13 protein-coding genes are annotated in these 12,667 nt (G+C 50.1%); 2 read left to right on the forward strand and 11 right to left on the reverse strand.

The window, feature by feature from the left end; all coding sequences use genetic code 11:
• The first annotated feature begins 51 nt into the window (after positions 1–51).
• Positions 52–2,352 carry an ATP-binding protein gene (locus CIK98_RS16995; RefSeq protein ID WP_094386377.1) on the forward strand — a complete coding sequence of 767 codons (2,301 nt, stop codon included), beginning with the start codon at positions 52–54 and terminating at the stop codon, positions 2,350–2,352.
• On the opposite strand, the gene CIK98_RS17000 is transcribed toward CIK98_RS16995, so the two are convergent.
• The 9 genes from CIK98_RS17000 to CIK98_RS17040 form a co-directional block, all read right to left on the reverse strand.
• A complete protein-coding gene (locus CIK98_RS17000; protein ID WP_094386379.1) occupies positions 2,339–3,628 on the reverse strand; it encodes a Y-family DNA polymerase in 1,290 nt (429 codons plus the stop codon). The genes CIK98_RS16995 and CIK98_RS17000 overlap by 14 nt on opposite strands.
• Positions 3,629–3,764: 136 nt before the next feature.
• Positions 3,765–4,802: a UDP-glucose 4-epimerase GalE gene (galE, locus tag CIK98_RS17005; RefSeq protein WP_094386381.1), complete on the reverse strand. Its 1,038-nt coding sequence runs from the start codon at positions 4,800–4,802 to the stop codon at positions 3,765–3,767.
• Between the two features lie 133 nt (positions 4,803–4,935).
• On the reverse strand, positions 4,936–5,538 hold the full coding sequence (rsxA, locus tag CIK98_RS17010) for an electron transport complex subunit RsxA (protein ID WP_094386383.1): 603 nt from the start codon (positions 5,536–5,538) through the stop codon (positions 4,936–4,938).
• 4 nt (positions 5,539–5,542) lie between these two features.
• Entirely contained in the window at positions 5,543–6,121 is a 579-nt protein-coding gene (gene rsxE, locus CIK98_RS17015) for an electron transport complex subunit RsxE (RefSeq protein ID WP_094386385.1), read from the reverse strand.
• Between the two features lie 32 nt (positions 6,122–6,153).
• Positions 6,154–6,792, reverse strand: a complete 639-nt coding sequence (locus tag CIK98_RS17020; protein WP_094386387.1) for an RnfABCDGE type electron transport complex subunit G — start codon at positions 6,790–6,792, stop codon at positions 6,154–6,156.
• Positions 6,789–7,784 carry an RnfABCDGE type electron transport complex subunit D gene (locus CIK98_RS17025; RefSeq protein WP_094386389.1) on the reverse strand — a complete coding sequence of 332 codons (996 nt, stop codon included), beginning with the start codon at positions 7,782–7,784 and terminating at the stop codon, positions 6,789–6,791. The genes CIK98_RS17020 and CIK98_RS17025 overlap by 4 nt, the downstream gene beginning before the upstream one ends.
• Positions 7,785–7,813: 29 nt before the next feature.
• Positions 7,814–9,166: an electron transport complex subunit RsxC gene (gene rsxC / locus CIK98_RS17030; protein WP_094386391.1), complete on the reverse strand. Its 1,353-nt coding sequence runs from the start codon at positions 9,164–9,166 to the stop codon at positions 7,814–7,816.
• A complete protein-coding gene (locus CIK98_RS17035; protein ID WP_094386393.1) occupies positions 9,147–10,025 on the reverse strand; it encodes a Fe-S cluster domain-containing protein in 879 nt (292 codons plus the stop codon). Before CIK98_RS17035 ends, rsxC begins: the two co-directional genes overlap by 20 nt.
• A 20-nt stretch (positions 10,026–10,045) precedes the next feature.
• Positions 10,046–10,477, reverse strand: a complete 432-nt coding sequence (locus tag CIK98_RS17040; RefSeq protein WP_094386395.1) for a SoxR reducing system RseC family protein — start codon at positions 10,475–10,477, stop codon at positions 10,046–10,048.
• Between the two features lie 172 nt (positions 10,478–10,649).
• Between CIK98_RS17040 and CIK98_RS17045 the strand changes: the two genes are divergently transcribed.
• Complete coding sequence (locus CIK98_RS17045; RefSeq protein ID WP_094386397.1) at positions 10,650–11,090, forward strand: hypothetical protein; 441 nt, start codon at positions 10,650–10,652, stop codon at positions 11,088–11,090.
• 14 nt (positions 11,091–11,104) lie between these two features.
• Here CIK98_RS17045 and CIK98_RS17050 read toward each other — a convergent pair whose 3' ends face one another.
• Together CIK98_RS17050 and CIK98_RS17055 are read right to left on the reverse strand one after the other, a co-directional pair.
• The gene (locus tag CIK98_RS17050; protein WP_094386399.1) at positions 11,105–11,905 is read right to left on the reverse strand and encodes an RNA methyltransferase; all 801 of its coding nucleotides are present in this window, start codon (positions 11,903–11,905) and stop codon (positions 11,105–11,107) included.
• Positions 11,906–11,908: 3 nt separating this feature from the next.
• Entirely contained in the window at positions 11,909–12,667 is a 759-nt protein-coding gene (locus tag CIK98_RS17055) for a 1-acyl-sn-glycerol-3-phosphate acyltransferase (protein WP_094386401.1), read from the reverse strand.

A 12,667-nucleotide genomic window follows, 5' to 3' on the forward strand; every position in this document is an offset into this window, starting at 1 on the left:
AAAACCCTTATACATAGAGAATTATCACATAAGTAATTGAAAGGAAAAAGTATGAACAAAAAGAAAAACATAGGGTGGATATTGGGGTTTGTGGCTGTGACAACTATCATTGCCGCAGGATATTCTTTTTGGGTCTCCTCACAACCAAGGAAACACATCCTCGTGATGTTCTCGGAAAGCGTACGACGATACAACTTCACCGACTACCCCAAAGCCATACTCAACCACCTGGAAGACAATAAGGTGTATGCCGACGTCACATTCAGATACCTCGATTGCGAACACTGGAACCCTGAAGACGAAATAGTGCAGGCGGGAAAGATTGTTGCGGAAGAAGATGCAAAAAGGAAAATCGACATCATCGTTACCATTGGCGACCAAGCCACCTACTCCACCCTCTGCAACGACATAACACAGGTGAACACACTGCCTTTTGTATTTGCAGGAGTGCAATACCCTAACGCCAAACAGCTGGAAAGCCACAAAAATGTTACTGGAGTGACTGACACACCCGACGTTGAGCAAAACATCTATATCTCCAAGGAACTGACTGGCGTGAGCCATACGTTCACCATAATGGACGAAACCTTCCTCGACCGTAAGACCCGTGCCAACATCAACGAGCAACTCGCTGACAACAAACTGATTATCAACAATCTTGACTGGCACGAAAGCATACACGACCTCGTGACCTTTTACAAGGGCATGTACTCCATCAGTTCCCTTTCACTACGAAACATTGCCGTCAACACAAAGGTGACGGAACCAATGAATAAGAAAACGGGCCAAAACCTCGTCTTGCTTCTCAGAAAATATTCACCTCTCACCTATATTCAGCTGAAACATGACGCCGCCTCAATGCAAATGATTCGTTTCGGAAATGCCTATCCCATGATCACCGCCACCTGCATGGGCTTCGGCAAGGGAGCTTTCAACACCATCGGCGGCTATTTCTCTTCTGTCGACGACATTTCAGAAGGCATAGCAACATGCATCAGACGAATAGTAAACGGAGAGCTGCCTGAAAACATCAAAATCGCTCCATCGAGAAAAGCAGTATATGTGGACTGGAACGTGGCAGACAACTTCGGAATGGACCTGAAGACACTGGAAGACAAAGGATATACACTCGTAAACGTTTCGTGGAAAGAACGACACGAACTGTTGTTCTGGACCCTGTTGGTCTTGGGAGTGGCTACAGCCATAGGTTTCATGGTGTACTACATAAGGTTGCTACGAAAAGAACGCAGACAGAAAAAGGAGGCGCAAAATCAGGTAAGGCAGGAAAACGACCTCTATAACTTGGCAGTGCAGAACAGTAGCTCTTACGCATGGGAACGCTCAAGCGAAAACATGATGTTCTTCAAGGACACGTTCTGGCGAAATCATGGCAAGGAACCGCAGGTGATAACCCTACGGCAATACCTCGACATGATGACCCCAGAGACACGCCCGTATTACGAGGAGCTCGTGGAACACATAAACCAAGGAGAGCCATGGACCACCGACATTGAAGCCGACTTCACTGGCGACGGTACCTACCACTGGTATCAGGTTAGAGGCAAGGGTATTGTCAACAGTCAGGGTGTATTCCAAAAGTCATACGGACTGCTGATGAACATCGACAACATCAAGCAGCGAGAGCGAGAACTTCAGGAAGCACGGAAATTGGCCGAAGAGGCCACGCTAAAAGAGTCGTTCCTAGCAAACATGAGCCACGAAATACGCACACCGCTCAACGCCATAGTTGGTTTCTCAGACCTGCTCGCCATGCCGGGCAATGAGTTTACGGATGAAGACAAAAAACTGTTTATCGATACCATCCACACCAACAACGAGCTGCTGCTGAAGCTCATCAACGACATTCTCGACCTATCGCGTGCAGAGTCTGGTCAGATGGATTTTGTGATAAAAAATTACAAGGTGAGTGAGGTGATGGACAAGATATACGCCACCCACTCCGTACAGATGCCAAAACACCTGGCTTTCAATTATGTAAAGTCTGACGACGTGGAGATAAGCGTCGACGAGAGCCGTCTGCGTCAGGTCATCGGCAACTTCCTGACCAATGCCGGGAAGTTCACTCCCGAAGGTTCCGTCACACTCGGATGGAACACCATCCACGAGACAGGCAAGGTGGAACTATACGTTGAGGACACTGGCATCGGACTGTCGGAAGAAGACCGCAAGATGGTGTTCTCACGTTTCTACAAGAAAAACGAGTTTAAACAAGGCACCGGTCTTGGCCTTTCCATCTGCAAAGTGATAGTGGCGCGGCTAAATGGCGAGATAAAAGTGAAGTCGCAACTTGGAAAGGGAAGCCGGTTCTCGGTGTATATTAAACAAGCCTGATGATTTCACTCCACCTCGTGGTGGGATTCGGACTGCGGAAGTCGTGGCGAATGGCGTTGGCAAACACCTCTGCCTTGCCTTCACCGTTGGGCCGGGTGTATTGCTGAGAACCCAGCACAACGGTCTCACTGCCGTTGGCACGGTTGATACGGTCGATCACAGCGTCGAGCCTTTTCATCTTCTGAAACTGCTCGGCAGTGATGTCAAACAGGTCGTGCTCCATAGGATATGGATTGCCTATGCCCATCACTATCACTCCCGCCTTCTTATACTGGTAGCCGTGACGGTAGATGTCGCGAAGCAGCTGCTCGGCGGCCTTGACAATGGTTACAGACGAATTGGAAGGGGTGATGAGGCGGCGGTCGAGATAGTTCCAGTATTGAGCCAGGTCTTCGCGAAAGGCGTTGGTGTTGATAAACACTCCCACCACAGAGCATACCGTGTCTTGCGAGCGCAGCTTCTCGGCACATCGGGCGGCATAGTTGCTTACGTGGGTGCGCAATGTGGTGTAGTCGCTTATCATACCGTTGAAACTGCGGCTTGTGCAGATGCTCTTTTTCTTCGCCATCTCTTCGTTGGGCACGCAGTCCACGCCATTGAGTTCCTGCCAAGTGCGGTGGATGACGATATTGTTGAATGTCACCCTCACCCAGTCGCTATGGCGACAGGCGAAGTCGAAAGCCGTTTTCACTCCGTAGGCTGTGAGTTTGGCGGCATAACGCCGTCCCACTCCCCAGACATCGTCGACGGGAAAGAGTTTCAGCGCCTTCTGTCGTTTCTCGTCCGTGTCTATCACGCAACAATGATTATATCCTGAATATTTTTTCGCAAAGTGACTTGCCACCTTGGCAAGTGTCTTCGTTGGAGCGATGCCGATGCTCACGGGCATTCCTGTCCATTTCCTAATCTTTTTATGCAGTTCCTCACCCCACTTCTTGTAGTCGAGTTCGGAGTCGAGATACACGAAACACTCGTCGATGCTGTAGCGGAACAAGGCAGGCGACTCGTTTCTTATGATATTCACAACCCTGCCGGTCAGTTCTCCGTATAGCTCATAGTTTGAGGAGAAGACAGCAATCTTTTTTCCCGGAAACATTTGTTCGAGCTGGAAGAATGGCGTGCCGGCTTTCACTCCCATAGCTTTTGCTTCGTTGGAACGTGCGACGACGCATCCGTCGTTGTTTGACAAGACGACCACAGGCCTGCCCTCGAGGTCAGGTCTGAACACTCTTTCGCACGACACATAACAGTTGTCGCAATCGACTATGGCATACATTTTCATCGGAAAAAACAAGAAATCAAAAATTATCCCCCGATTCACATCGAGGGATAACCACAACACAAACACAAAATAAATCTGGAAAATCCAGAAAAAAATCTATCATACTAAAAATATTTGCGGTGAAGAGATATTACTGAATCCCTTCCTCACGCAGTTTCTTTTGCCAATTCCATGCAGACTTCAGTGTGTCTTCGAGACTTGTCTCGGCCTTCCACCCCAACACGTTGTTTGCCTTGTCGGGATTAGCCCACACCTTCTCGATGTCTCCCGGACGACGAGGGGCGAATGTCCAATTGAGCTTCACACCGGTTGCTTTCTCAAACGCATCCACAATCTCCTTTGTGCTTACACCCTTTCCTGTTCCAATGTTGAACACTTCGAGCTTGTCGCTATCGGTGTCGAGCACTCGTGTCATTGCCTTCACATGAGCCTTCGCAAGGTCAACCACGTAGATGTAGTCGCGTATGCATGTTCCGTCAGGTGTGTCATAATCGTTGCCGAACACCTTCAGTTGCTCACGAATGCCCATTGCGGTCTGTGTCACATAAGGTATGAGGTTCATAGGCACTCCGTTGGGCATCTCACCGATGATGGCTGTAGGATGCGAACCTATCGGGTTGAAATATCTGAGCAGGATGGCTTTTATGGGCGATCCGCTATTGATGGTGTCGCGAATGATTTCCTCATTCACCTGTTTTGTATTTCCATAAGGACTTTCAGCAGGCTTTATCGGGGCGTCTTCGGTCACAGGCAGGTTTTCCGGGTCTGGCTGTCCGTAAACGGTGCAGCTTGAAGAGAAGATGATGCCCTTGACGTCATACTTTGGCATGAGTTCGAGCAGGTTTATAAGGCTTACGAAGTTGTTGCGATAGTATAGCAGCGGTTTTTCCACGCTCTCGCCTACGGCCTTGCTTGCAGCGAAATGTATGATACCTTCGATGTCGGGATATTTTGCAAACACCTTGTCCATGCCCTCGAGGTCGCAGCAATCCACTTCTTCGAATGCAGGGCGCACTCCTGTTATTTTCTCAATCCCATCGACCACGTTTGCCTGGGAATTTGACAAGTTGTCGACGATAACAACCTTGTATCCGGCATTTATCAGTTCTACTGTGGTATGAGATCCGATAAAGCCGGTACCTCCAGTTACCAATATTGTCTGTTTCATAAATCTGTATTACGTTATTTAATTAATGAATAGCGGGGCAAAGATAGCAATATTTTTTGATATATGACAAAAAAGTGACGTAGATTTTCATCTGACGCCACCTTTTTTACTATTTTTAAACATTAAGTTCTCATTACTCTATCCCAAACACCACTTTCAAACCGCCATCTACACCTGAGAAGCCCATGAATGCGAGGCTTAGAAGTCCTGCTGTAATCATGGTGATGGCAACGCCCTGCATGCCTTTTGGCACGTTGGCAAGTTCGAGTTGCTCGCGTAGTCCGGCAAAGACGGTGAGAGCAAGTCCGAAGCCTATGGCAGTGGAGAAGGCGTATACCACGCTTTCCAAAAGTGTGAAGTCTTTCTGTATTACCAATATCGCCACGCCAAGCACAGCACAGTTGGTGGTGATAAGAGGCAGGAAGATGCCGAGAGCCTGATAGAGTGCTGGCGACACCTTTTTCATTACTATCTCCACCATCTGCACAAGGGCGGCGATGACGAGGATGAAGGCGATGGTCTGAAGATACTGCAGGCCGAAGGGGTCGAGCACTGACTTCTGAATGAGATAGGTGACTATGGTGGCAAGTGTCATGACAAAAGCCACGGCTGCACTCATGCCAAGCGCGGTGTTTACCTTTTTCGATACGCCGAGGAACGGACAGATGCCGAGGAACTGCGACAGTACGATATTATTGACGAATATCGCGGAGATGAATATCAGTATATATTCCATAACTCTATGCCTTCTTTAGTTTGTTGATGATTGCGATGAGATAGCCAAGGGAGATAAAAGCTCCCGGAGGCAGGATGAACAACAGCACGTTGTAGGTCTCGGGCAAAAGGGTGATGCCGAACACTGAGCCTGCACCGAACAGCTCACGCACGGTGCCAAGCAAAGTGAGGCCGAGGGTGAAGCCGAGTCCGATGCCGATGCCGTCGAACAGGCTTGCCACAGGACCGTTCTTGCAAGCAAAGGCCTCTGCACGTCCGAGGATGATGCAGTTGACCACGATGAGCGGGATGAAGAGACCGAGCGACTTGTTGATTTCGGGCAGATATGCCTTCAGACACATCTGCAAGATGGTTACAAACGATGCGATGACCACTACAAAAACCGGTATACGCACCTTGTCAGGCGTGAGGTTCTTTATCATTGATATTACGATGTTGGAGCAGATGAGCACAAACATCGTGGCAAGCCCCATCGACAGGCCGTTCATCGCCGAGGTGGTGGTGGCAAGCGTAGGGCACATTCCGAGGAGAAGCACAAACGTCGGGTTCTCCTTGATGATGCCATTTAAAAGTATCTTTAACATAATATCGAAATATTTTAAGTTTCACATTTGCCCTAATTTCCTTTACTTGCCTGCTGACTTGCGCCTGAGGAAGCGTCGGTGTCTTGGGCTTTGTCCTGTCCGGCATACACCTGATAAGCCTGGTTGACAGCCTTGAGGAAGGCGCGGGAGGTGATGGTGGAGGCTGTGATGGCGTCTATGTCGCCACCGTCCTTGTTTACGGCAAGCGGTGTCGATGGTGTCTTGCCCACAATAGAGCCTTTTCCGTCTTTTTGGAACCACTTGTCGGCCTTTGCACCGAGTCCCGGTGTCTCAGCTGCCTGCAGTATTGTGTAGCCGAGCACCTTTCCTTCTGCGTCGAATCCCACGAGCACTTTCAGGTCGCCTCCAAAGCCTAACGTGGTACTTTCCACGGCGGCTCCAAGGAACTTGCCGTCGGCTGTGGCGGTCTTGTGTACCACGAAGGTCAGCTCCTTGCCGTCGAAGGTCTGCTTCAGTTCGTCGTCGGCAGTGACCTTGAGGTTGTCGGTTCCCATCACCTCCTTGATACCGTTGGCGAGAGCTATCTCGTCCTGTGCCTTTATGGGGGCTTCGGTCACGTGGTTAACCCATGCGAGAAGCGCTCCTGTAATGATGGCCACTCCTACGAGCACCGCCACCATATTCACTAATGTAGATTCCAGCTTTTTCATTTCTTTACTACCTCCCCGAAACGTTTTGGTTTGATGTATGTGTTGATGAGCGGTGTGAAGGCGTTCATGATAAGTATGGCGAACGACATTCCCTCAGGATATGCGCCCCAGTTACGTATCACCACTGTAAGCACACCGATGCCCACTCCGTATACCAACTGTCCGCGGCTGCACATTGGAGAGGTGACGTAGTCGGTGGCCATGAAGATGGCTCCAAGCATCAAGCCTCCACTGAAGATGACGGCAAACGGGTCGGCATATACTGGACTGGAAAGGTGGAGCAGTCCGCTGAGCACAAAGACGGTAAGGATGATGCTCACCGGAGTGTGCCATGTAATGATCTTGCGCCAAAGCATGAAGGCGAGTCCAAGAAGCAGCGCCAAGGCGCAAACCTCACCAAGCGAGCCAGCTCCTTCGACGGTATGTCCGATGAAGAGATGCCATGAGTCGGGCAGCTGCTGGAGCACTGAAGGGTCGCCGCTCTTTATAGCCCACTTCATGACCGACAGAGGTGTGGCTCCTGTCTCGGCGTCGAGATACGAGGTGAGCTGTCCGGCCTGTGGCCATGAGGTCATCTGGGCGGGGAAGCTGACCAAGAGAAAACAACGTCCCACGAGTGCGGGATTGAAGAGGTTACTGCCCAATCCGCCAAAGGTCATCTTGCCGATACCCACTGCCACAAGGGCTCCGAGTATGATAATCCAAACAGGGAGATTGGATGGAAGATTGAAGCCGAGAAGAAGGCCAGTTACCATAGCCGAGCCGTCACAAACGGTAGTACGGCTGTTTTTCATAAGATATTTGTTTATAGCCCACTCAAAGAAGACGCAGGCTGCCACGCTGGTGGCACAAACTATTGCCGAGCCGATGCCGAAGTAGAAGAACGACACGAGCAGTGCGGGAAGAAGTGCTATGACCACTCCATACATGTTGCGCTCCACAGAGTCGGTGCCATGGGCATGTGGCGACAATGAAACTATCATTTTTTTCATTTATGAACTTGAAATTACGGTATTTGAAACTATTTTTTCGCAGCTCTGGCACGTATGATTCCCATTACGGTCTGCTTTCCGAAGCGTATATTGTCGAGTATCGGACGGTGTGACGGACATGTGAACTGGCACGAGCCGCACTCTATGCACGATGTGATGTCCTCTGCCTCCACCTTTTCCCACATCTTCTTGGCGGAACAAGTGGCGAGGAGATAAGGCTCGAGACCCATTGGGCATACGTTGACACACTTTCCGCAGCGGATGCAAGGGTCGGCAGGCTTGCGTCGGGCCTCGTCGCCGCTGATGATGGTCACACTGTTGGTTCCCTTGCATACTGGCACTTCGTCGGTGGTGAGGGCCTTGCCCATCATCGGTCCACCAGCGAGCAGCTTGTTGTCGCCTTCGGGCATGCCGCCACAGAGTTCGATGAGGTCTTTCATCGGTGTGCCCATGCGCACGAGGAAGTTGCCCGGGCTCTTCAGTTTTTTACCTGTTACGGTGGTGTAACGCTCAAACAAGGGCTTACGCTTCATCACAGCCTCGTAGACCGCGAATGCCGTTCCCACGTTCTGCACTATGGCGCCAACATTTACTGGAATGGCTGGCGGTGCGGGCACCTGTCGGCGGATTACAGCATCCACGAGTTGCTTCTCGCCTCCCTGCGGATAGCGTTGCTTCAGCGGCACCACTTCTATGCGTGGGTCAGAGGCGGTCTTTTCGCTCAGCAGGCGTATGGCCTCCGGCTTGTTGGTCTCAATGCCGATATATCCTTTTTCCACCTTTGCGGCCTTCATCAGGAGGTTGAGTCCCACGAGTATCTCGTCGGCATGTTCCATCATCAAGCGATAGTCGGAGGTGATATAAGGTTCACACTCCACTGCGTTGATAATCACACACTCAGCCTTTGCTCCCGGTGGCGGACAGAGTTTTATGAATGTAGGGAATCCGGCGCCACCCATACCTGTGACACCAGCCACCTTTATCCGCTCCACTATTTCCTCGGGAGTGAGCTCAGGATGTTCCTTAAGGGTTTCAAGCGTCTTGCTGCGGTCGATGGTGTCCTCCCACTCGTCGCCCTCTACATTAATAATAATTACGGGTTTGCGGTATCCGGTGGCGTCGAATGCAGTGTCAATCTTTGCTACTGTTCCAGACACGGATGAATAGATGGGAGCAGAGACAAATCCTCCCGCCTCGGCTATGAGTGTTCCCACCTTCACCTTGTCACCACGCTTCACTACAGGTTTTGCCGGTGCTCCTATATGCTGCGACAATGGGAAGACGGCCTGTTTGGGCAGTGGTGCCACCACTGTGGCCACTTCTGCCGAGAGTTTGTTCTCCTCCGGATGTATACCGCCTATTCTAAATGTTCTTATCTTCATTGCTGTTGTTTTGGTTTTCGGGTTTCGGTTTCGGCGCCGGGAAGTTCACTGCCACGATGGCCTTCTGCGGACACACTTTCTCACACTTGCGGCATACTCGACACTTTTCGTTGTCGATGTATGCAAGACTGCCGTTCATGGTGATGGCTCCAAACGGACACTCTTTCTCACACTTTCCACAGCCAATACATGCCACGCTGCATGCTGCCTTGGCGGCAGGTCCCTTGTCTTGGTTGACGCAGCTGACATACACGCGTCGTCCCTTAGGTCCTTTCTTCCTGATTTCGATGACGTGACGCGGACAAACCCTTGAGCAGGCACCGCAACCTCCACACTTGTCCTCGTCGACCTCGGCGATGCCGGTTTCGGGATTGATGTGGATGGCGTCGAGCGAGCAGACAGCGATGCAGTCGCCGCATCCAAGGCATCCGAATCCGCATGCCGACTCACCGGCACCACAAGAGTGCATGGCGGCACAGGTACGAAGTCCTGAATACTCAGCAGTCTTCGGACGGTTTTCACACGTGCCGTTACATCTCACCACGGCAATCTTTGCCTCTGTGTTGGCAATAGCCATGCCAAGCAGGTCAGACACTTTGTCCATGACGTCATGTCCACCCACTGGACAACTAAGTCCTTCGAGGTTTCCGGCGTCGGCGCCTTTCACGAGAGCATCAGCGAGTCCAGAGCATCCTGGAAATCCGCATCCGCCACAATTGGCTTGCGGCAACAATGCCGCCACCTGCGCAATGCGCGGGTCTTCCTTCACAGCAAACTTTTTGGAGCAGAGGTAGAGTACGGCTGCCGCCACCAGGCCAATGGCTCCAAGTACAATAACTGCGATAACGATAAAATTCATATTACTTTTGATATGTTTTATTAATAATTTTCATTTGAGTCTTCAATAGTGAAAACCACTCCTTTGGATAGTTGTCGGCGCAACAAGTATACTAAGAGATAATAAGGAATGAGGGCCAAAACCGCCATGAGGGCGGCAAGCTGCTCATTGCCGGTGAAGGTGAGAACCAACAGCAGTGATGCAACCATCACTATGAAAGGCAGTACAAAACCTACGGTCATCGCACGCCCCACGGCCGAGCTGGAGGTAGCTATTGTCACCTTCTGTCCCACTTCATATCTATTGCTATCCTTTTCGCACCTTACGTCGATTATCTTCTCTTTAGCCTCCGCAGCATTGCAATGTGAGGCCACCTTGCAATGGGCGCATGCCGAGGTCTGAAGAATGCGCACTCTTACGATTCCCTGACCTATGTTTTCCACTATTCCATTATGTTTTATCTTGTCATCCATTTGTTAAGTGATGGCGTTTTTGTCTTCTTTGACTGTTTTCGTGATGCAAAAATACTACTATCTTTCGAACTGACCAACAAAATAGGGTGTTTTTTGCAAAAAACATTCGTAATCGTTTGCAATAACATATTTTTTTACTACTTTTGCAGCATAATCGCAAAAAACATCGGCAATGAAAACAACAGATCAGACATTTCAACAGGTAGAGCGTACTATCAGTAAGATTATCGACAAGTTTCCGACTAACGTCGAGCCTACCATTCTCACCGACATCCATCTCCGTGCCAATCAGGAGACTGGCGAACTCGTGGCATTTGACGACGACGACAAGGAGATAACACGTACTGTGATTGAGCAGTGGATAAACAATCAGGATGAAAATTTTTATGAGAAAATTACTGGAGTCATCCGTAAATGTATTGACCGCAAGAAAAAGCAGATAGAGAAGTTGTCGATACTTAAACCCTACTCTTTCGTGCTTGAAGACGAGGAAAAGGAAAACGTGGCTGAGTTATTTTTGGTAGATGACGACACGGTGATTATCGACCCGGAACTTATGAAGGATCTAGACAAAGACCTTGACGATTTCCTCGAAAAGTTACTGAAAGAGTAAATTCAACATTCAACTTATAATTTCCTCAATTCCCAGAAAGTGACTGCGGCAGCGGCGGCTACATTTAGAGAATCTACGGAATGGGACATGGGGATGCGCACCACGTAATCGGCGGAATTTATCACGTGGGCGGGCAGTCCGTCGCCTTCTGTCCCCATTATGACAGCCAAACGCTCTATTGTCTTCAGTTCCGGATAATCAAGTGGAATGGAATTGTCGCTTAACGCCATGGCGGCAGTCTTGAAGCCGTATTTGGAAAGGCTCTGCACCGGCTCGTCAAGCCATGTCCAAGGCACAAGAAACACACTTCCCATCGACACCCTTACGGCTCGACGGTTGAGCGGGTCGCATGAGTCGCGGGTGAGCAGCACGCCATCGATGCCGAGTGCAGCCGCCGAACGGAAAATGGCACCAATATTTGTGGTGTCGCATACAGCGTCGATCACCACGACCCTACAAGCATTGCGGCAAACATTGTCGACAGTGGGAAGATGAGGGCGACGCATAGCACAGAGCACACCACGGGTGAGAGTATACCCAGTGATCGAGGCAAGAAGGTGACGGTCGCCGGTGTAGATTGGGATATCACCACAACGCGAGATGATGCCGGCGGCATCGCCATTGATATGACGTCGCTCGCAAAGCAGCGATAAAGGCTGATAGCCGCTGTCAAGGGCAACCTTTATAACCTTCGGACTCTCAACGATAAACACACCACCGTCAGCCATCTGCGACTGCCGCAGCTGGACTTCGGTGAGAGAATGATATACTTCTATGCCTTGCTGGTCGAGCGAGGTAATTTCCACCAAACTCATAACTTACTGATCCGGATTTTCAACATATCCCTGATATTCAGGCACGAGAGAGCTCATCACGGAGTCGTAGCTCTGGTGCATGATGGCTTGTATATTTCGCGGTCCCTTATCCACTGGATAAATGGGCTGGTGAATAGTGAGCGAGAGCGGATGCCAGTTTGCAAAGTGCCAGTCTCTTGTACGTGGCATGATGTTGAACGAACCATTGATGGTAATGGGCACTACCGGCAGCTGCAATTCGTCGGCGAGCATGAACGCACCTTTCTTAAACACGCCCATATGTCCTGTAAACGACCGTGAGCCTTCCGGAAAGACCACGACGCTCATTCCGCTCGACAGTGTTTTCCTTGCCGTGTCGTAAGTTTCCTTCACCTTGCTTGGTCCGCGTTTGTCCACGAATATCTGATGTGACTTTTTGCATGCGTATCCCACGAATGGAATTTTTTTCAATTGCCATTTCATCATCCATTTAAAGTTGCGGCAGAGGAAACCGTAGATGAGAAATATGTCGAACGCACCCTGATGGTTTGCAACAAACACGTAAGAATGTCCTTTTTCCAAATTCTCCTTTCCCTCCACCTTCACCGGCAGAAGAAATATACGTGTGATAATCCATCCCCAGACGTGTCCGGGATAATATCCCCAAAAATGTCCGTTACCAAGAGTGCATCCTATGGTAATGACGAGTGTTGTAAGGATGGTGGCGACTATAATTACCGGCACTGCCACCAACAACTGGTAGATGTAATAGATGTATTTCAT

It is taken from the genome of Prevotella sp. P2-180 (assembly GCF_002251435.1).
Taxonomy (GTDB): Bacteria; Bacteroidota; Bacteroidia; order Bacteroidales; family Bacteroidaceae; genus Prevotella.